The 21,070-nt window shown below is 52.3% G+C and carries 20 protein-coding genes; 5 read left to right on the top strand and 15 right to left on the bottom strand.

Annotation, left to right across the window (positions count from 1 at the left end):
• From yhfZ to hofM, 13 genes are all read right to left on the bottom strand, one after another.
• On the bottom strand, positions 1-906 hold the full coding sequence (yhfZ, locus tag ACJHXB_RS11485) for a GntR family transcriptional regulator YhfZ (RefSeq protein WP_001254832.1): 906 nt from the start codon (positions 904-906) through the stop codon (positions 1-3).
• 161 nt (positions 907-1,067) lie between these two features.
• Positions 1,068-2,072 carry a tryptophan--tRNA ligase gene (trpS, locus tag ACJHXB_RS11490; RefSeq protein ID WP_000165552.1) on the bottom strand — a complete coding sequence of 335 codons (1,005 nt, stop codon included), beginning with the start codon at positions 2,070-2,072 and terminating at the stop codon, positions 1,068-1,070.
• The gene (gph, locus tag ACJHXB_RS11495) at positions 2,065-2,823 is read right to left on the bottom strand and encodes a phosphoglycolate phosphatase (protein ID WP_001031736.1); all 759 of its coding nucleotides are present in this window, start codon (positions 2,821-2,823) and stop codon (positions 2,065-2,067) included. The genes trpS and gph overlap by 8 nt, the downstream gene beginning before the upstream one ends.
• Complete coding sequence (gene rpe, locus ACJHXB_RS11500; RefSeq protein WP_000816280.1) at positions 2,816-3,493, bottom strand: ribulose-phosphate 3-epimerase; 678 nt, start codon at positions 3,491-3,493, stop codon at positions 2,816-2,818. Before rpe ends, gph begins: the two co-directional genes overlap by 8 nt.
• Positions 3,494-3,510: 17 nt before the next feature.
• Complete coding sequence (dam, locus tag ACJHXB_RS11505) at positions 3,511-4,347, bottom strand: adenine-specific DNA-methyltransferase (RefSeq protein ID WP_000742141.1); 837 nt, start codon at positions 4,345-4,347, stop codon at positions 3,511-3,513.
• Between the two features lie 106 nt (positions 4,348-4,453).
• Complete coding sequence (gene damX / locus ACJHXB_RS11510; RefSeq protein ID WP_000343195.1) at positions 4,454-5,740, bottom strand: cell division protein DamX; 1,287 nt, start codon at positions 5,738-5,740, stop codon at positions 4,454-4,456.
• 91 nt (positions 5,741-5,831) lie between these two features.
• Positions 5,832-6,920 carry a 3-dehydroquinate synthase gene (aroB, locus tag ACJHXB_RS11515; protein ID WP_000439839.1) on the bottom strand — a complete coding sequence of 363 codons (1,089 nt, stop codon included), beginning with the start codon at positions 6,918-6,920 and terminating at the stop codon, positions 5,832-5,834.
• Positions 6,921-6,976: 56 nt separating this feature from the next.
• Positions 6,977-7,498, bottom strand: coding sequence for a shikimate kinase AroK (aroK, locus tag ACJHXB_RS11520; RefSeq protein ID WP_000818618.1), 522 nt, complete (start codon positions 7,496-7,498; stop codon positions 6,977-6,979).
• A 400-nt stretch (positions 7,499-7,898) separates the two neighbouring features.
• A complete protein-coding gene (gene hofQ, locus ACJHXB_RS11525; RefSeq protein ID WP_000816000.1) occupies positions 7,899-9,137 on the bottom strand; it encodes a DNA uptake porin HofQ in 1,239 nt (412 codons plus the stop codon).
• Positions 9,049-9,453, bottom strand: a complete 405-nt coding sequence (hofP, locus tag ACJHXB_RS11530; RefSeq protein ID WP_001604912.1) for a DNA utilization protein HofP — start codon at positions 9,451-9,453, stop codon at positions 9,049-9,051. The genes hofQ and hofP overlap by 89 nt, the downstream gene beginning before the upstream one ends.
• Positions 9,443-9,883, bottom strand: a complete 441-nt coding sequence (gene hofO, locus ACJHXB_RS11535; RefSeq protein WP_000367368.1) for a DNA utilization protein HofO — start codon at positions 9,881-9,883, stop codon at positions 9,443-9,445. The genes hofP and hofO overlap by 11 nt, the downstream gene beginning before the upstream one ends.
• Positions 9,867-10,406: a DNA utilization protein HofN gene (hofN, locus tag ACJHXB_RS11540; RefSeq protein ID WP_001069324.1), complete on the bottom strand. Its 540-nt coding sequence runs from the start codon at positions 10,404-10,406 to the stop codon at positions 9,867-9,869. The genes hofO and hofN overlap by 17 nt, the downstream gene beginning before the upstream one ends.
• A complete protein-coding gene (gene hofM / locus ACJHXB_RS11545) occupies positions 10,406-11,185 on the bottom strand; it encodes a DNA utilization protein HofM (protein WP_001469392.1) in 780 nt (259 codons plus the stop codon). Before hofM ends, hofN begins: the two co-directional genes overlap by 1 nt.
• 119 nt (positions 11,186-11,304) lie before the next feature.
• Between hofM and mrcA the strand changes: the two genes are divergently transcribed.
• Positions 11,305-13,857: a peptidoglycan glycosyltransferase/peptidoglycan DD-transpeptidase MrcA gene (gene mrcA / locus ACJHXB_RS11550; protein ID WP_001301905.1), complete on the top strand. Its 2,553-nt coding sequence runs from the start codon at positions 11,305-11,307 to the stop codon at positions 13,855-13,857.
• A 167-nt stretch (positions 13,858-14,024) separates the two neighbouring features.
• On the opposite strand, the gene nudE is transcribed toward mrcA, so the two are convergent.
• Entirely contained in the window at positions 14,025-14,585 is a 561-nt protein-coding gene (nudE, locus tag ACJHXB_RS11555) for an ADP compounds hydrolase NudE (protein WP_000045743.1), read from the bottom strand.
• A gap of 319 nt (positions 14,586-14,904) precedes the next feature.
• On the opposite strand from nudE, the gene igaA reads away from it, so the two are divergent.
• The 4 genes from igaA (at position 14,905) to hslO (ending at position 19,088) form a co-directional block, all read left to right on the top strand.
• Positions 14,905-17,040, top strand: coding sequence for an intracellular growth attenuator protein IgaA (igaA, locus tag ACJHXB_RS11560; RefSeq protein WP_000104561.1), 2,136 nt, complete (start codon positions 14,905-14,907; stop codon positions 17,038-17,040).
• A gap of 64 nt (positions 17,041-17,104) precedes the next feature.
• Positions 17,105-17,773 (top strand): GMP/IMP nucleotidase, encoded by a 669-nt coding sequence (yrfG, locus tag ACJHXB_RS11565; RefSeq protein WP_001295168.1) that lies wholly within the window; start codon positions 17,105-17,107, stop codon positions 17,771-17,773.
• A 10-nt stretch (positions 17,774-17,783) separates the two neighbouring features.
• The gene (hslR, locus tag ACJHXB_RS11570) at positions 17,784-18,185 is read left to right on the top strand and encodes a ribosome-associated heat shock protein Hsp15 (RefSeq protein ID WP_000660483.1); all 402 of its coding nucleotides are present in this window, start codon (positions 17,784-17,786) and stop codon (positions 18,183-18,185) included.
• Between the two features lie 24 nt (positions 18,186-18,209).
• Positions 18,210-19,088, top strand: a complete 879-nt coding sequence (gene hslO / locus ACJHXB_RS11575; protein WP_001135574.1) for an Hsp33 family molecular chaperone HslO — start codon at positions 18,210-18,212, stop codon at positions 19,086-19,088.
• A gap of 62 nt (positions 19,089-19,150) precedes the next feature.
• Here hslO and ACJHXB_RS11580 read toward each other — a convergent pair whose 3' ends face one another.
• Positions 19,151-20,875, bottom strand: a complete 1,725-nt coding sequence (locus tag ACJHXB_RS11580; protein ID WP_000370843.1) for a DUF4153 domain-containing protein — start codon at positions 20,873-20,875, stop codon at positions 19,151-19,153.
• Positions 20,876-21,070 lie beyond the last annotated feature (195 nt).

A 21,070-nucleotide genomic window follows, 5' to 3' on the forward strand; every position in this document is an offset into this window, starting at 1 on the left:
TTAATAACTGGGTTCCTGTTCCCCACTGACCACTCGTTGTTGATGGGCAAGCAGGGCCTGTTTATCAACAACTGCACGCAGCAATTGTTGCATCGGGTAATCATCGACTCGCGTCAAAACCACGGCTTCGGTGGCCTGTAAAAATCGCGGATCGTCTGTGAGCGGCGTCGCTTCTAATCCCAGCATGGTCAGTTCGTTTTCCGCCACCACGTTCCAGATCACCGCATCGACATCGCCTTTAACAATGCGTTGTAAACTCTCGTGATAAGAGAGATCGACACGTTCCACATCACTATCGCCAAAAAAGACATCGGTCATGATTTTCTGATCCGCCGAACGGTTATCCAGCCCCACGCGCTTCACGTTTGCGGACTCGCCTTTACGGCAAATCAACTGGTGCTCGCCAACGTAGGTGTGCGGCCCCAACTCCAGCGCGAGGCATAAGCCTTTTTGCGTGAGATAACTTTCCGCCGCCAGTCGGGAAACAACCGCCATGTCATACACGCCGTTAAGTAAACACTCCACGCGAATATCCGCGCCGCGCATATGCGCATAGTAAAAAGGAATACCATCAAACTGGGCTTTCAATCCGCTCGCCAGGCCTTCGTACAAACGGGTATAGGGCAAGGGCATCGCACATACCACGTTGTTGATATCCACATGAGTCAGCAATGCTTTGTTATCCATCTCGACCAGATAACTGCCATTGCGCCCACGGCGTTCTATCCGTATCGCTCCGCTTGATTCCAGCGTTTTCAACGCGGCCTGCGTCAGGCCAACGGATGAACGGCATTCAGTTGCCAGCTCATCTATGGTTTTCAGTCGATTACCGCACTTTTCACCCAACAAATAACGGGCCAGTGTCGTGATGACGACGCCTTCTTTTTTGATAAACGTTCGACGCATAGTAAATTTTCAATAAAGTGAATATTTATATCTTCATAAAAATGAAGATAAGTGGCAACTGCGAGATATGGAAACGGCGAGGCGCTTCACATTTTTTCGGATTATTGCAAAAAGAGGATAAAAAAAACCGGGTTTCCCCGGTTTTTGGCATTAATGTTAAATTACGGCTTCGCCACAAAACCAATCGCTTCGTACACCGCTTTCAGCGTACGGGAAGCGTGTGCGCTGGCTTTTTCTGCGCCATCTTTCATCACCTGTTGCAGGAAGGCTTCGTCATTGCGGAAACGGTGATAACGTTCCTGCAATTCAGTCAGCATACCGGAAACGGCATCAGCCACTTCGCCTTTGAGATGACCATACATCTTGCCTTCGAACTGTTTTTCCAGTTCCGGGATGCTCTGGCCCGTTACCGCAGAAAGGATATCCAGCAGGTTGGAAACGCCCGCTTTGTTCTGCACATCGTAGCGAACTACCGGCGGCTCGTCGGAGTCGGTGACCGCGCGTTTGATTTTCTTCACTACCGATTTCGGATCTTCCAGCAGGCCGATAACGTTATTGCGGTTATCGTCAGACTTGGACATCTTTTTGGTCGGCTCCAGCAGCGACATTACGCGCGCGCCAGATTTCGGAATAAACGGCTCCGGCACTTTAAAGATCTCGCCATACAGCGCGTTGAAACGCTGGGCGATATCGCGGCTCAGTTCCAGGTGCTGTTTCTGGTCTTCCCCCACCGGCACCAGGTTGGTTTGATACAGCAGAATGTCTGCTGCCATCAGCACTGGATAGTCAAACAGACCAGCATTGATGTTCTCGGCATAACGCGCAGATTTATCTTTAAACTGCGTCATGCGGCTCAGTTCGCCGAAGTAGGTATAGCAGTTCAGTGCCCAGCCTAACTGCGCATGTTCCGGCACGTGGGACTGAACAAAAATGGTGCTTTTCTCAGGATCGATACCACAAGCCAGATACAAGGCCAGCGTATCCAGCGTCGCTTTACGCAGCTTCTGTGCATCCTGGCGCACGGTGATCGCGTGTTGGTCAACGATACAGTAAATGCAATGGTAGTCATCCTGCATGTTTACCCACTGACGCAGCGCACCCATGTAGTTACCAATGGTCAATTCACCTGAGGGCTGTGCGCCACTAAAAACGATGGGCTTAGTCATTTTTCGATTCCTGATTTTCGCTATGCGGAAGCCCTAATGCGGGCAGAAGGTCATTTATAGACTGATAAATTACATCAGGCTGGCTGAGATCGATAGCCTCGCCGTAGTTATATCCGTAGGTTAAGCCAACTGATGGGCAACCTGCCGCTTTTGCTGCCTGAATATCATTGCGTGAGTCGCCAACAAACAGCATCTGTTGTGGAACAATTCCCATCCGCTCAGCCACCAGTAACAGCGGATCCGGATGCGGTTTTTTGTTTTGCACATCATCACCACCAATCACCACGCTGAAGTATTTGGCGATATCTAAGGCTTCGAGCAGCGGCGCGACGAACGGCGTCGGTTTGTTGGTGACCAGACCTAGCGGCAGGCCTTTAGCCTGCAATGCGCCCAGCGTATCGGCAACGTGCGGGAACAAAAACGTCCCCTCTTCGGCAACCTCGCCATAGTAGCGATCGAACAGTTTACGCAGAATACGTACCTGTTCTTCTGCCGGAATGTCGTCATCAACGGGCGGTTTCCCCATTGTTTTACGCAGAGTCGCACGTTCCTGACGCGCCCAGGTCAATGCGCGCTCCATCAGAACATCTGCGCCGTTACCAATCCAGGTTATAACGCGTTCTTCACCTGCGACGGGCAACTCCAGCGCATACAGCGCCATATCTACTGCGGTAGCCAAGCCAGGAGCACTGTCCACCAGCGTACCATCGAGATCAAAAGCGACGCCGCGAATATCTTCAAACTTATTCATGACTTACCTTTGCCAGTTCACTGCGCATTTCATCAATGACTTTTTTGTAGTCTGGCTGGTCGAAGATTGCCGAACCGGCGACGAACATATCCGCACCCGCCGCAGCGATTTCGCCAATGTTGTTCACCTTCACGCCACCGTCAACTTCCAGTCGAATGTCAAAGCCAGACTCGTCGATACGACGACGTACTTCGCGCAGTTTATCCAGTGTTTGCGGAATGAAAGACTGACCGCCGAAACCAGGGTTGACGGACATCAGCAGGATCACATCCAGCTTATCCATCACGTAATCCAGATAGCTCAGCGGTGTCGCCGGGTTAAATACCAGACCCGCTTTACAGCCATTTTCTTTAATCAGTTGCAGCGTGCGGTCAACATGCTCGGAGGCTTCTGGATGAAAGGTAATGATGCTGGCACCAGCGGCAGCGAAATCAGGCACAATGCGATCGACGGGTTTCACCATCAGGTGTACGTCGATAGGGGCGGTAATGCCGTAGTTACGCAAGGATTTCAGCACCATTGGCCCAATCGTCAGATTGGGAACATAGTGGTTATCCATGACGTCAAAATGCACGACATCAGCGCCAGCTGCCAGGGCTTTTGCGGTATCTTCACCCAGGCGGGCAAAATCAGCCGACAGAATTGAGGGGGCAATCAAATACTGTTTCATCCGCTTCTCCTTGAGAATTATTTTTTCGCGGGTGAAACGACTCCTGGTTTGTACAAAGCCAGCAGTTCGTCCACCTTTTTACGTGTGCCGCCGTTGCTGCTTATACTGCGTCGAACTTTGACGACATGCAATTTTGCGCGCTGATACCACTCACGCGTTAACATCGTATCGTGATTGGAGATCAGCACTGGAATATGGCGATCAACCAGACCTTCGGCGATCTCCGCCAGATGCGCTTGTTGTTCAAGCGTAAAACTGTTTGTGTGATACGCCGTAAAGTTGGCGGTCGCAGACAGCGGCGCATAAGGCGGATCGCAATAGACGACGGATGCATCATCTGCACGCGCCATGCTATCGGCGTAAGACTCACAGTAGAAAAAGGCATTCTGCGCTTTTTCAGCGAAGTGATACAACTCTGCTTCCGGGAAATAGGGTTTTTTGTAGCGGCCAAACGGCACGTTAAACTCACCGCGCAGATTGTAACGACACAGGCCGTTGTAACCGTAGCGGTTCAAATATAAAAACAGTACCGCCCGACGGAACGGATCCTGGCTTTTATTGAACTCTTCGCGGAACTGATAGTAAACCTCGGCGCAATTTGTTTCGGGAACAAACAGCTCGCGTGCGGCCTGTACGTACTCATCAGTACGCATTTTCACAATGTTATAGAGACTGATCAGGTCGCTATTGATATCGGCAAGGATATAACGAGAAAAGTCGGTGTTGAGAAACACCGACCCGGCACCTACAAAAGGCTCAACCAGACATTCGCCCTTGGGCAAATGCCGTTTAATATCATCAAGCAGGGGATACTTGCCCCCTGCCCACTTCAAAAAAGCGCGATTTTTCTTCATGCTGACTAACTAATTACACCTTCTCCGGCTGTGGAGAAAGCTCCGACAGCATCCAGCGCTTCAGGCAACTCCCGCAACGATAAACCATTGCGGGAGATAACCTTGATTACTTCAGATCGGCCTGTACCTGACGCAGCGGTTTCGCCCACGGGTTTTTGGCCTGGACATCTGCTGGCAATGTAGATACCGCTTTTTTCGCCTCTTCTTTCGAAGCGTACACGCCAGAAACCAGGACATACCACGGCTGACCATTACGCGTCGTTTCATAGACAACGTAGTTTTTCAGATTCTCTTTCTTCGCCCAACCGTTCAGGTTGTCGTAGTTAGAGGAACTGCTCAGCTGCAGAGTGTAATGGCTGGACGGTGCCGATTTCAACGAACCAACATTACCTGCGGTCTTCCCTCCAGCGGCTGGTGTTGCCGTGGTTTGCGCCGGGGATGCCGTCTGTACTGGAGCCGTAGTTGCGGTCTCTTTTGGTGCTGGCGTAGAGGTCGCAGCCGGTGCCTTCGTGCTCGCCACAGGAGCAGCTGGTTCAGTACGCTTCGGCGTCTGTGCTACCGGCTTCGGTTCCGTTTTCACGGTTGCTTGCGGTTTTTTCGGTTCAATCACCGCCTGCTGACGAGCTGGACGCGTGGTGGCCGGACGTTCAGCGGTTTGCGTTTTCGCCGTGTCACGCGATGCATTGCCATTGCGAACAGGCGCGACCGTCGCGGGTTCAGTCGGCAATGTAGAATTGACCGCCACATTGTTCAACTGTTGCTGATTTTGTGGCTGAGTCAGCGCATTGTTCAGGTCACCCTGCACTTCAACACGTTGTTGACCATCCGTTGCCGCCGGGGTTTGCCCTTGAGTCGGCGTAGAAGAGATCGGCGGCAGAGAAACATCCTGCTGAGTATTTTCCGCAGACGTGGTTCCCGGCGCTGGCTGCACGCCATTCGCCTGATCGGTCGCATTGCCAGCAAGATCAATACTCTTCTCGCCAGACGCGGTTTGATCGCTGGAAGAGGTCGAGGGGGCTTTTAGCGCAGAACCGATACCGATGATCAACAGCAGGAGAACCAGAATGCCGACGCCCATCATCATATACTGACGAGAAGCGGGTTTACTGGCTGCTTTTTTGCGCTTACGCGGACGACGCTCTACGCGCTCTTCATCCACGGTTTCATCTTCGGATTCGTCAATTTCTTCTTCGATTTCCGGTTCCTCATTGCGCTCTTTTTGCGCACGAGTCGGACGGCGATCGTCAGTGTCATCAAGTTCAATATCATCAAAATTGATCTGCGGTTCGCCACGTTCAGTACGCTCAGAACGTTCAGAAGATTGACGAGAACGACCAGTACGACGATCGCTGGGATCGGGTTTCAGCTCGTCTTCTGGTTTGAATTCATCCATTTAACACCCCACTAAAAGGTTAATGCTTACCACGTTGCAATTAACCTGAAGCTAATAGACCGCTTGATAAGCGGCCTGACCTTTCTTGTTGTTACGCTGATTGACAATCGGCAATGGCGTTAAGAACAAGCTCGTGCGAAACGCCGCTGCGAACTTCACTCTTACCAATTGCCAACGGAAGAATTAAGCGCATCTCTCCCGCAAGGACTTTCTTGTCACGCAGCATATGCGGTAAATACGCCTGCGCAGACATTTCGCGCGGCCCATTGACCGGTAACCCAGCTCGCGTGAGCAGGGTTATAATACGCTGCGTTTCGGCAGAACTAAACTGCCCGAGACGTTCCGACGTCCGCGCCGCCATCACCATACCCGCAGCGACCGCTTCACCGTGTAACCAATTGCCATACCCCATTTCAGCTTCAATGGCATGACCAAAGGTGTGTCCCAGATTCAGTAAAGCACGTAACCCGGTTTCGCGCTCGTCGGCGGCGACAACTTCTGCCTTCAGTTCACAACAACGGCGAATACAGTACGCCATTGCCGGACCGTCCAGACGCAACAACGCATCCAGATTCTCTTCCAGCCAGTTGAAAAACGCACCGTCAAGAATAATGCCGTATTTGATGACTTCTGCCAGCCCCGACGCTAACTCACGCGGGGGAAGCGTTTTCAGACAGTCGAGATCCACCACCACTGAAGCAGGCTGGTAGAACGCGCCAATCATGTTTTTACCGAAGGGATGGTTGACCGCAGTTTTGCCGCCAACGGAGGAATCGACCTGCGACAGTAACGTCGTCGGGACTTGAATGAAACGTACACCGCGCTGATAACTCGCCGCCGCAAAGCCGGTCAGATCGCCCACTACGCCGCCGCCAAGCGCCACCAGCGTAGTATCGCGACCATGCGGCTTTTGTAACAACGCCGTAAAGACGGTATCGAGTACAGCCAGGCTTTTATACTGCTCGCCGTCAGGGAGGATAACGCTATCGACGTTAACACCCGCCTGTTCAAGTACGCCGCGGACCTTATCGAGATACAGAGGAGCCAGGGTTTCGTTGGTGACCAACATGACCTGCTCGCCCGATTTCAGCGGTAAGAATGAAGCTGGTTCATTAAACAAACCAGATGCGATGGTAATTGGGTAACTACGTTCCCCGAGAGTAACGACAATCCTCTCCATAACGCGACATCCACCTTAATTACTGTACCCGCAGACGAGTGTATATAAAGCCAGAATTAGTTGCTTTCCAGCATGTGAATAATCTGGTTTGCGACCACTTTAGCGCTTTGATCATCAGTACGAATGGTCACGTCGGCAATCTCTTCATACAGCGGATTGCGTTCATTGGCCAACGCTTCCAGAACTTCACGCGGCGGTGTTTCAACGTGCAGCAACGGGCGTTTTTTATCACGCTGCGTGCGTGCAAGTTGCTTTTCGATGGTCGTTTCAAGATAAACGACAACGCCACGTGCGGAAAGACGGTTACGTGTTTCGCGGGATTTCACAGAGCCGCCGCCAGTAGCCAGCACAATACCCTGTTTCTCGGTCAACTCATTGATGACCTTTTCTTCGCGATCGCGGAAGCCTTCTTCGCCTTCTAAATCGAAAACCCAGCCCACATCAGCTCCGGTTCGTTTCTCAATCTCTTGATCGGAATCGTAAAATTCCATATTGAGTTGTTGAGCTAACTGGCGCCCAATAGTGCTTTTTCCGGCACCCATAGGCCCAACCAGAAAGATATTGCGTTTCTCTGCCATTTTTTCGGTACTACTAAGACTATTCGTTAATGATAAACCCGCTTCGCTCAGAGAGCGCCGCAGGACATGAACTGAAACCTCATAAGATATTGCGAGAGTCAGACTGAAAATTATCTCAATACTCCAGCGGGTTTGGCAACTGAATAAATCACCCATCCCTCTGCATATCTGGTCGCTGCAAGCGCGCTGCCTTGCTACCACCGCTCTGGCGATAAATCACCGGGTAAGATTAGCGTAAAAAAGACAGCAAAATGCCGCCTGAATGATAAATCATCATCATGGAACGCAGGCAGCGAAGAGCACCAACTCTCAAATCGGTACTCCTTGTATGCTAAATACCTGCGCGCGTCAAATAGATGAAACACGTTCAGCGTAAAAACATTACCGCTTTTACGGCTGTTTACTCACTGGAAACCAGTCGTGGCGTGATAAACACCACTAACTCGCGTCGTTCATCTTCTTTTCCGTCATGACGAAATAATTGTCCGAACCAGGGAATGTCGCCAAGCAACGGTACGCTATCCTGACCCGATTTATTTTTACGGGTAAAAATGCCACCCAGCGCCAACGTTTCTCCGCTTTTGACCTCGACCTGCGTTTCGATCTCCTGCTTATCAATCGCCAGCACTTCGCCATCGGCCTGCTGTAGCACCTGCCCCGGAACGTTCTGGCTGATGTGTAATTTCAGCCGGATGCGACCTTTTTGTAACACCGTGGGCGTAACTTCCATCCCCAGGACGGCCTCTTTAAATTCCACCGACGTCGCGCCACTTTCCCCGCTGGAAACCTGATATGGAATTTCGCTCCCCTGTTTAATGCTGGCGGGCTGAAGATGTGAGGCCAGCAGACGCGGACTGGCGATAATATCCAGCTGCTGTTTTTGTTCGAGCGCGGAAAGCTCAAGATCCAGTAAACGTCCGTTGATGCGTCCAATGTTAAAACCGACATGCGTTGTCGCCGTCGCTACGGAGAGGTCGCTGCCAAGCGTGGTGACTTGCCCAACGCCACCAGCGTGTTGCGCATCAGCCAACGTCCATTTCACGCCTAACTCACGCAAACTTTTTTCATTAATGGTGACAATATGCGCCGACAGCTCAACCTGCCCGACCGGCAGATCCATTTGCGCTACCCACTGTTCAAGCGCGCTTAACGCCGTTTTGTTATCTCGCAGCAAAAGGCGATTAGTGCGTTTATCGACGGTCATACTCCCTTTGGCACTCAGTAGCTTCTCCCCCGCTTTCGCCAGTTCTCCCGCGTCGGCGTATTGCAGGGTTATACTGCGATTTTCCAGCGGCAGATTTGCCTGCGCCCGCGCCTGCTCCGCCTCCTGACGGGCGATATTGTCATTCTGCCAGGCAACGGAATGCACCGAGAGAATGTTGCCCTCCTGACGCGTTATCAGTCCGGCGCTTTTCACTACAGTTTGTAGTGCTTGCTTCCAGGGAACATCTGTTAGATGTAACGACACCGTACCGCTGACGTCTGGCGACACCACCAGGTTCAACTTCTCCTGTTCAGCCAGCGCCTGCAACACCTGAGCTACCGGAACGTCATCCACCATCAGTGTCACTTTTTGCGGCTTTGCCGCCTGTACGCCGGGTATCAGCATCAACAGTAGTGCGGCTATCCATTGCTTCATTTGTATCTCCTTGCCGTTGCCACAACCATTGTGGCGGTTCGCAGTTTGTCCCGGTTCCCAGCGTTAGTGCGTCTGGCGTTAGCTGTAAGATCGTCCAGCCGTTTTCCAGCACATCGTTTTGCTGCACCCGTCGCCATTTTTTTTGCCCATCTTTTATTACACCGATGATGCGCTCGCCTCGCCCTACCATCCCCTGATAGCGCCACTGGCTAAGTTCGCTAATCCGGCATAGATCTTCCGGCGGTTTAAAAGGGTCACGCATGCCGGTTAAAAGGCACAATGCAATACCTGCCAACAACCAGCGTTTAACCCTCATGCGGCGTCTCCAGTTGTAGCGTGAACAAAAGGTCATCACCTTCCACGCTTAACGAAAAACGGCTCACGCTGACGTTGCGCTCTGCCAGCCGTGTAAATGCCGACGGCACTGCTTCCCACAGCGTTTTCAACACCAACTCACCTCCCTGCGCGGATGGATGCCAGTAAACCAGTTGCGCGCCGGATAACTGAAAATCCAGTGGCGAAAAGGGCAGCGTTTTTTCCTCGCTGAAGGGAGTGGTGTCTACCAGGCGATACAGTGCGGCCCACTGCTGGTGATGACTCGCCCGTAGTCGAATTAATGCGTCGCTCTCTTCCTGGTGTGTCGATGACAGAAAAATGAGCGTAACTAACATCATCAACCAGAATGCCCAGCAAAGCTGGCGGAGGCGGGGTGATGTGGCGAACCACCAGTCAAAGAGCATGTCCATCGCTAACCTTCCTTGTTAACTGATACTCAAATTGCCAGCGTCCCTGCGCATCCTGCTGCGTGGCTCCCCGCTGATTGAGATGAAAAGACGCATCCTGGCGGAGTGACGTTTCTAGTGCGTTTAACGCGGTAATGCTTGTTGTCAGCCCCTTGATCTCCAGCGTTCCCTGCTGCCAGCTTATCGTTGTCAGCCAGGCATGTTCGGGTAAAAGCGCCGCCAGTGCTTCCAGCGCAGATTGCCAGTCACGGGTAAATTGTCGCTGGCGCTGCCTTTGCAAACGCTGTTCGCGTAACTGCTGGCGTTCCAGCAAACGTGGTTTCGTTATCTGTAAGCTGCGGGCGAGTTGTTGTTCCGCCTGAAGCAAAACGGTGTCTACGCGTGCTTCGGCGTTGCTTGTCAGACGCAGTATTAGCGTTATCCCGACGGCCAGCAGCAGAGGCGCAACGAACATCAGTAACCAGAAACGAAGAAAAGCGGTCCGGCGTTGCTGTCGCCAGGGCAAAAAATTAATTGGCGGGTTCATCAGTACACCTTCCCAAGCGCCAGCCCCAGCGCGATGGCAAAGTCTCCACCAGGCGGCGGTAGCGGCGGCTGACGAACAGAAACGGCCTCCCAGGGGTCAAATCCGCCTTCGCCACATAGCGCGACGCTTTCGGGATCAACGCATAACGCTGCCGCCAGCTCCTTCGCGCTAGTCATCCCCACCGCCAGTTTGCGCCCCCAGCTATAGCGCGTCGCCCACAGCCACTGTTCGTTATCACGCCAGGCCAGACATTGCTGATGAGAAGGTAAAAAAGGCAGGAATCGCTGTAATGCACTGGCATCCGGGGTGATCGCGCTAACATGAACACGCAACCTTTCTGCCAGAGTAAGCAGCGTTGCCAGCTCTTTGCTTTGCGCGGCAGTCACGTTATAGGCGGGACTGAGTGAGTCTTCGCTGTAATCGAAGCGCAGGGAGTCCGGATCCATATCCAGCTCGCGGGCCATCGTCCCGGACAGCCAGGCCGTTTGCTCCCGCTCACCAAGGGACATCGACGGGCGTGGAAATGACCGCTGTAATGTGCGACTGGCGGGAAATGCCAACATGATGTGATGACGCTGCGGCAGTTCGCGACTCCACGGTAACAACGTGTTAGCCAGCCGCTGCGCATCAACAATCCGCCCATCTTTGATAATGTCGTGCGCCAGCGGCAACCGCCACCAGCGTTGCAAAAAGCATTCTTTTGCGCCCCGCACGATAGCAACCGCTACCGCTTCTTGCTGTTGTAAATGCAAACCTATTTGCCAGCTCTTAAATGCCATTGTGATGATCTCCTTATCACCCGTCACTCTGACGGGTATATCAATGCGTCTGGCTTGCCTTTATACTACCGCGCGTTTGTTTATAAACTGCCCAAATGAAACTAAATGGGAAATTTCCAGTGAAGTTCGTAAAGTATTTTTTGATCCTTGCAGTCTGTTGCATTCTGCTGGGAGCAGGCTCGATTTATGGCCTATACCGCTACATCGAGCCACAACTGCCGGATGTGGCGACATTAAAAGATGTTCGCCTGCAAATTCCGATGCAGATTTACAGCGCCGATGGCGAGCTGATTGCTCAATACGGTGAGAAACGTCGTATTCCGGTTACGTTGGATCAAATCCCGCCGGAGATGGTGAAAGCCTTTATCGCGACGGAAGACAGCCGCTTCTACGAGCATCACGGCGTTGACCCGGTGGGGATCTTCCGTGCGGCAAGTGTGGCGCTGTTCTCCGGCCACGCGTCACAAGGGGCGAGTACCATTACCCAGCAGCTGGCGAGAAACTTCTTCCTCAGTCCAGAACGCACGCTGATGCGTAAGATTAAGGAAGTCTTCCTCGCGATTCGCATTGAACAGTTGCTGACGAAAGACGAGATCCTCGAGCTTTATCTGAACAAGATTTACCTCGGTTACCGCGCCTATGGTGTCGGTGCTGCGGCACAAGTCTATTTCGGTAAAACGGTCGACCAACTGACGCTGAACGAAATGGCGGTGATAGCCGGGCTGCCGAAAGCGCCTTCCACCTTCAACCCGCTCTACTCGATGGATCGTGCCGTCGCGCGGCGTAACGTCGTACTGTCGCGGATGCTGGATGAAGGGTATATCACCCAACAACAGTTCGATCAGACACGCACTGAGGCGATTAACGCTAACTATCACGCGCCGGAGATTGCTTTCTCTGCGCCGTACCTGAGCGAAATGGTGCGCCAGGAGATGTATAACCGTTATGGCGAAAGTGCCTATGAAGACGGTTATCGCATTTACACCACCATCACCCGCAAAGTACAGCAGGCCGCACAGCAGGCAGTACGTAATAACGTGCTGGACTACGACATGCGCCACGGCTATCGCGGCCCGGCAAATGTGCTGTGGAAAGTGGGCGAATCGGCGTGGGATAACAACAAGATTACCGATACGCTGAAGGCGCTGCCGACCTATGGTCCGCTGCTGCCTGCCGCAGTCACCAGCGCCAATCCTCAGGAAGCGACGGCGATGCTGGCGGACGGGTCGACCGTCGCATTGAGTATGGAAGGCGTTCGCTGGGCGCGTCCTTACCGTTCGGATACTCAGCAGGGACCGACGCCGCGTAAAGTGACCGATGTTCTGCAAACGGGTCAGCAAATCTGGGTTCGTCAGGTTGGCGATGCATGGTGGCTGGCGCAAGTGCCGGAAGTGAACTCGGCGCTGGTGTCGATCAATCCGCAAAACGGTGCCGTTATGGCGCTGGTCGGTGGCTTTGATTTCAATCAGAGCAAGTTTAACCGCGCCACCCAGGCACTGCGTCAGGTAGGTTCCAACATCAAACCGTTCCTCTACACCGCGGCGATGGATAAAGGTCTGACGCTGGCAAGTATGTTGAACGATGTGCCAATTTCCCGCTGGGATGCAGGTGCCGGTTCTGACTGGCAGCCGAAGAACTCACCACCGCAGTATGCCGGTCCAATTCGCTTACGTCAGGGACTGGGCCAGTCGAAAAACGTGGTGATGGTACGCGCAATGCGGGCGATGGGCGTCGACTACGCTGCAGAATATCTGCAACGCTTCGGCTTCCCGGCGCAAAACATTGTCCACACCGAATCGCTGGCGCTGGGTTCAGCGTCCTTCACCCCAATGCAGGTGGCGCGTGGCTACGCGGTCATGGCGAACGGCGGCTTCCTGGTGGACCCGTGGTTTATCAGCAAAATTGAAAACGATCAGGGCGGCGTGATTTTCGAAGCGAAACCGAAAGTAGCCTGCCCGGAATGCGATATTCCGGTGATTTACGGTGATACGCAGAAATCGAACGTGCTGGAAAATAACGATGTTGAAGATGTCGCTATCTCCCGCGAGCAGCAGAATGTTTCTGTGCCAATGCCGCAGCTGGAGCAGGCAAATCAGGCGTTAGTCGCGAAGACTGGCGCGCAGGAGTACGCACCGCACGTCATCAACACTCCGCTGGCATTCCTGATTAAGAGTGCTTTGAACACCAATATCTTTGGTGAGCCAGGCTGGCAGGGTACCGGCTGGCGTGCAGGTCGTGATTTGCAGCGTCGCGATATCGGCGGGAAAACCGGTACCACTAACAGTTCGAAAGATGCGTGGTTTTCGGGTTACGGTCCGGGCGTTGTGACCTCGGTCTGGATTGGCTTTGATGATCACCGTCGTAATCTCGGTCATACAACGGCTTCCGGAGCGATTAAAGATCAGATCTCAGGTTACGAAGGCGGTGCCAAGAGTGCCCAGCCTGCATGGGACGCTTATATGAAAGCCGTTCTTGAAGGTGTGCCGGAGCAGCCGCTGACGCCGCCGCCGGGTATTGTGACGGTGAATATCGATCGCAGCACCGGGCAGTTAGCTAATGGTGGCAACAGCCGCGAAGAGTATTTCATCGAAGGTACGCAGCCGACACAACAGGCGGTGCACGAGGTGGGAACGACCATTATCGATAATGGCGAGGCACAGGAATTGTTCTGATTAAAAAGGCGCTTCAGCGCCTTTTTCAGTTTGCTGACAAAGTGCACTTTGTTTATACCGGATACGGCGTGAACACTTTACCCGTCTAGCAACATCTAGAAAAATCAATATATTGCAGGAGCCACACAGGCCTGATAAGCGTTGTGCATCAGGCAAACTTCACGCATTTACAACCGCCCCTGCCCCTTCAACCATTCGCGCACGAGGAACAGCGCGCTGACATTACGCGCTTCGTTGAAGTCAGGGTCTTCCAGCAAATCCATCATATGCGCCAGCGGCCAGCGCACCTGTGGTAGTGGCTCTGGCTCATCGCCTTCCAGCGATTCCGGGTAGAGATCTTGCGCTACCACGATATTCATTTTGCTGGAAAAGTAAGACGGTGCCATGCTGAGCTTCTTCAAAAAAGTCAGATCGTTCGCACCAAATCCCACCTCTTCTTTTAGCTCGCGGTTAGCGGCTTCGTAGACGCTTTCACCTGGATCAATTAATCCTTTCGAAAAACCTAATTCGTAGGATTCAGTTCCCACTGCGTATTCGCGGATCAGGATCAGGTGATCGTCCACAATCGGCACAATCATCACTGCTTCCCGGTTAGTTGGACGCATTCGTTCATAAACACGCCGCACGCCATTGCTGAACTCCAGATCCACGCTTTCGACGGTAAACAGTCGGGAACGGGCTACAGTTTCAACATTCAGAATGGTGGGTTTTTGTAATGATTTACTCATCGTGGGATCTATGCTGTGAAATCAGCGGTTATTGTGCGATATAGGACACGCTTTCGGCAATGTGAATTGCATGTTATTTACATTTATGTAACTTAATAAATAATCGTCCTCAAATCAAATTAAAAGTCAATAGGTTGAAATAACTCCAGGAATTTGCTGATATTCCGCCTTCAGAGGGTTTGCTATGATCAGCGGTTACTGTGATGTGCTTAATGATGCTCAAGTTAAACTCCACGCTTGCCGATAGCCAACCGCAGAATCATGTATTGTGTCCGGTGCGACTGACCACGCCTGACAGACTAAGTAAGATGGGGAAAGCATGAGCACCATTGTGATTTTTTTAGCTGCTTTGCTGGCCTGCTCACTACTTGCGGGATGGCTGATAAAAGTGCGATCCAGACGGCGTCAGCTGCCCTGGACCAACGCCTTCGCGGATGCGCAAACGCGTAAACTCACACCTGAAGAACGTAGCGCCGTTGAAAATTATCTTGAGAGCCTGACGCAGGTATTACAGGTGCCTGGCCCAACGGGAGCCAGCGCGGCACCGATCTCTCTGACGCTGAATGCCGAAAGCAACAACGTCATGATGCTGACACACGCTATCACGCGTTACGGCATCTCTACCGACGATCCGAATAAATGGCGTTACTACCTCGATTCGGTAGAAGTCCACCTGCCCCCTTTCTGGGAGCAGTACATCAACGATGAGAATACCGTTGAACTGATTCATACCGATTCGCTGCCGCTGGTTATTTCACTCAACGGTCATACGCTGCAGGAGTACATGCAGGAAACTCGCGGCTATGCCTTGCAACCTGTTCCGTCAACGCAGGCGTCGATTCGCGGGGAAGAGAGTGAGCAAATCGAGCTACTCAATATTCGCAAAGAAACGCACGAAGAGTATGCGCTAAGTCGTCCGCGCGGGCTGCGTGAAGCGTTGCTGATTGTCGCCTCATTCCTGATGTTCTTTTTCTGCCTGATTACCCCGGATGTATTTGTTCCGTGGCTGGCAGGCGGCGCGTTACTGCTGCTGGGCGCAGGTCTGTGGGGGCTATTCGCGCCCCCGGCAAAATCCTCCCTGCGGGAAATTCATTGTCTGCGCGGTACACCCCGTCGTTGGGGATTGTTTGGCGAAAACGATCAGGAACAGATCAACAATATTTCACTCGGTATTATCGACCTGGTCTACCCCGCACACTGGCAGCCATACATTGCTCAGGATCTCGGTCAACAAACCGATATCGATATCTATCTCGACCGCCACGTAGTGCGTCAGGGGCGATATCTTTCGCTGCATGATGAAGTAAAAAACTTTCCGTTACAGCACTGGCTGCGCAGTACGATTATCGCTGCGGGCTCGCTACTGGTGCTGTTTATGCTGTTATTCTGGATCCCGCTGGATATGCCGCTGAAATTCACCCTCTCGTGGATGAAAGGCGCGCAGACCATTGAAGCCACCAGCGTGAAACAACTGGCTGACGCTGGCGTGCGGGTTGGCGATACATTGCGTATTAGCGGTACGGGAATGTGTAATATTCGCACTTCCGGTACCTGGAGCGCGAAAACCAACTCACCTTTTTTACCGTTTGACTGCTCGCAGATCATCTGGAATGACGCCCGCTCATTGCCATTACCAGAATCTGAACTGGTCAACAAAGCGACGGCATTGACCGAAGCAGTTAATCGCCAGCTGCACCCTAAACCGGAAGATGAATCTCGCGTCAGCGCCTCATTACGTTCAGCAATTCAAAAATCCGGCATGGTATTGCTTGATGATTTTGGCGACATAGTACTGAAGACAGCGGATCTGTGTTCTGCCAAAGATGACTGTGTGCGACTGAAAAATGCGCTGGTCAATCTCGGCAACAGTAAAGACTGGGACGCGCTGGTAAAACGCGCCAACGCTGGGAAACTCGATGGCGTGAATGTGTTATTACGCCCGGTGAGTGCGGAATCACTGGATAACCTGGTGGCAACCTCCACCGCGCCGTTTATCACGCATGAAACGGCGCGAGCGGCACAATCACTAAACAGTCCGGCTCCCGGTGGATTCCTGATTGTCAGCGACGAAGGCAGCGATTTTGTTGATCAGCCCTGGCCTTCGGCATCACTTTACGACTACCCGCCGCAAGAACAGTGGAACGCTTTCCAGAAACTGGCACAAATGCTGATGCATACACCGTTTAACGCCGAAGGTATCGTCACAAAAATCTTCACTGACGCCAATGGTACGCAGCATATAGGCCTTCATCCGATCCCGGATCGTTCCGGCCTGTGGCGCTATCTCAGCACCACACTGCTGCTACTGACGATGCTGGGTAGCGCCATTTATAATGGCGTACAGGCCTGGCGTCGTTACCAGCGTCATCGTACTCGCATGATGAAGATTCAGGCCTATTATGAAAGCTGCCTGAACCCACAACTGATCACCCCTTCAGAAAGCCTTATCGAATAACACGTTTGCGCGGCAGGTTATGCTACCCTGTCGCGCAAATTGCTTCACTCTGGAGATTTCCCTCATGCATATCAACATTGCCTGGCAGGACGTAGATACCGTTCTGCTGGATATGGACGGCACGTTGCTCGACCTCGCCTTCGATAATTATTTCTGGCAAAAGCTGGTGCCTGAAACATGGGGCGCGAAAAACGGGGTTACGCCACAGGAAGCGATGGAATATATGCGCCAGCAATATCACGACGTACAGCATACGCTAAACTGGTACTGTCTTGATTACTGGAGTGAGCAACTGGGTCTGGATATCTGTGCGATGACCACCGAGATGGGACCGCGTGCCGTACTGCGTGAAGATACCATTCCGTTTCTTGAGGCACTGAAAGCCAGCGGTAAGCAGCGAATTTTGCTCACCAATGCTCATCCGCACAACCTGGCGGTAAAACTTGAGCATACCGGTCTGGACGCACACCTTGATTTATTACTTTCCACCCACACATTTGGTTATCCGAAAGAGGATCAGCGGTTATGGCATGCGGTGGCCGAAGCTACGGGACTGAAAGCTGAAAGAACGCTGTTTATTGATGACAGCGAAGCGATTCTCGATGCTGCCGCGCAATTTGGTATTCGTTACTGCCTCGGCGTGACTAATCCTGACTCCGGGATTGCCGAGAAACAGTATCAACGCCATCCGTCACTGAATGACTACCGCCGCCTGATCCCCTCGCTAATGTGAAGGAGACGCCATGAAAGAAAAACCTGCTGTTGAGGTTCGACTGGATAAATGGCTATGGGCCGCCCGTTTTTATAAAACCCGCGCGCTGGCCCGTGAAATGATTGAAGGCGGTAAGGTGCATTACAACGGGCAGCGCAGCAAGCCGAGCAAAATCGTCGAGCTGAATGCCACGCTCACTCTGCGCCAGGGAAATGACGAACGCACGGTGATTGTAAAGGCGATTACTGAACAGCGTCGCCCCGCCAGCGAGGCAGCCTTGCTGTATGAAGAGACTGCGGAAAGTGTAGAGAAACGCGAAAAAATGGCGCTGGCACGTAAACTTAATGCCTTAACCATGCCGCACCCGGACCGACGCCCGGACAAAAAAGAGCGCCGCGACCTGTTACGATTTAAACACGGCGACAGTGAATAACTGTCACCTGCAAGAGAGATGATTATGCCGCAACATGACCAATTACATCGCTATCTGTTTGAAAACTTTGCCGTGCGCGGCGAACTGGTAACCGTTTCGGAAACCCTGCAACAGATCCTTGAGAATCACGATTATCCGCAGCCCGTTAAAAACGTACTGGCAGAACTGCTGGTTGCGACCAGCCTGTTAACCGCTACGCTGAAATTTGATGGTGATATCACCGTACAGCTGCAAGGCGACGGCCCGATGAATCTGGCAGTCATCAACGGTAACAACAACCAGCAGATGCGCGGTGTGGCGCGCGTGCAGGGCGAAATTCCAGAAAATGCCGACCTGAAAACGCTGGTCGGCAATGGTTACGTGGTGATCACCATCACCCCGAGCGAAGGTGAACGCTATCAGGGCGTGGTGGGTCTGGAAGGTGATACCCTGGCGGCCTGCCTGGAAGATTACTTTATGCGTTCTGAACAGCTGCCGACGCGCCTGTTTATTCGCACCGGCGACGTAGACGGCAAACCGGCTGCAGGCGGTATGTTGTTGCAGGTAATGCCTGCGCAAAATGCCCAGCAGGACGACTTTGACCACCTGGCGACGCTAACCGAAACCATCAAAACCGAAGAACTGCTGACCTTACCGGCAAACGAAGTGTTGTGGCGTTTGTATCACGAAGAAGAGGTGACGGTTTACGATCCGCAGGATGTGGAGTTCAAATGCACCTGTTCGCGTGAACGTTGCGCCGACGCGCTAAAAACGCTGCCGGATGAAGAAGTCGATAGTATCCTGGCGGAAGATGGCGAAATTGACATGCATTGCGATTACTGCGGTAACCACTATCTGTTCAATGCGATGGATATTGCTGAAATCCGCAATAACGCCTCTCCGGCAGATCCGCAAGTTCATTAATGAGTATATCCGGCAGAGAGGGCTCTGCCGGATTTTACGACTAATACACCTGATGCGCTTTGTCACTCATTCAGATTCACATCCAGCCTTTCACCATCCACTACAAGATCGCGCCACGCTTTAGGCTTCGTTCCCAGTTTTCCATCCTTCACAGCTGTGAGTAATTTTTCTTTCGTTATATCACGCGGAAGTAAACTCATCGTAAGCTCTTGCCATTCTTTCTTGTCAGGATCAAAGCCATAGACAATGTATCTTTCATCATCAAAGGCAAAGAGGATCCGCTCTGCCCTGCCATCACTATTCAGATCTTGCTCGACCAGTACGCAGGCGTCTTTTTCAATACAGGTCATCACGTTATAGCGATCCTGGATTAAGGCCGACCAGAATGCCGTATCCGGTTTGCCAGAGCCTGGGGCAATTAACACATTTTCGGCTAATACTTTTTCCGATACCTGTTCATGAAGATGTTGCTCTCCATCTAGCGCCATCAGCAGATCCCGCGCACGTTTCGGGTCTTTCATATACTCGGCATCGCTTTTCAGCGACTCAAGCGCCGCACGTCCATAGCGACCGCTCTGTTCGAGCATATAGAGACTTACCTGGTCTGGCGTGTTTTTGCCGCTCTGATAACGCGCCATATGACTGTTCACGCTAATACGCATACTGTCCAGCACCGGCGAATTAAGAAGCACCAGTATCACCAACACCAATAACGAAACCGCAAGGTTCACTTTGCCCTGAAGAACAAGGGGATTTTGCCCATTACGCCAGACGATGCTGACAAAATACCCCAGCGACCACACCAGTAACACCAGCACCGCCAGCGCGCCCTGCAAGCGGTCGACAGTCCAGCCGTACTGAGCGACCCGCAGCCATAACGCCCAGGCGGCGACGAACACATACAGCGGAGCAACCAGCAAAGCGGTTTTAATCAGGCAACGCAACGGCCCTGTCCAGGGAAGTGACGCTTTTTGGGGATCGCGGACAATAGCCATTAAGATCAATTGCAAAAATGCCAGCGTCAACAGCAACCCGGCGGCGGAGATGTGGCGAGAAATCGCGCTCAGGCCCGTAAACGGCAGGGTGATAATAAACATCAGGGTTAGCAATGATACTAACGGCAGCAACCCCGTGGCGATTAACGTGAACAACTTTTGAATAGAGTCGATTAAACGTGACTGTGTACGCGCGAGGATCACCGCCAGTGCGGTAACCAGACCTAACGTGAGATAAATAAACCAGTCGGTTGCAAAAAAGAGCGTTTTGAAAAACGTGATGCCAACAAGTTTAAACAACTCGCCCCACAGTAAAAGTACCAGCCATGTCAAGCCATTGGCAAGAAAAATCACCAGTAATATAAGTACGTTATGCCATACTGACTGGTAAAAATAGCGATAGCGGCTACTGTCATTGCGGATGCGAAGGCTTTGTTGTATCCACGGTAGCAACAACATTGCCATCAGCAGCAGATAGCAGCCAAAATCCCAAAGCGCCTTTTCTGCTCTCCAGTGGTTCATGCCATCAATTTGCCACTTTAGCCAACCGCTCATCCCTAGCGTGGCAATAAACACCAGCGCCAGCCATCCCCAAAGGCGCTGCTGTTTAAAGGAGATCACGGAGAAGAGTAAAACGGATGAAAACGCGACGGTCGCAGGCACGCCATAAACAATCCAACTGTGATTTTTTCCGGCAAGCCAGGCGATCAGCAGGTAGCAAACCAGACCCTGAAGTAATCCGGTAGCAATCATCCCCCAGCGTGTTGCGGGTGAAAGCTCAACGTTATCCATGTTAGTTATCCAGAATCAAAAAGTGGGTTAATTATCGCATCCGGGCCGTAGTATTTTGCTTTTTTCAGAAAATAATCAAAAAAAGTTAGCGTGGTGAATCGATACTTTACCGATTGAATTTGCATCAATTTCATTCAGGAATGCGATTCCACTCACAATATTCCCGCCATATAAACCAAGATTTAACCTTTTGAG

Origin of the sequence: Escherichia sp. WS3227_2 (assembly GCF_046486495.1) — a bacterium.
GTDB lineage: Bacteria > Pseudomonadota > Gammaproteobacteria > Enterobacterales > Enterobacteriaceae > Escherichia > Escherichia coli.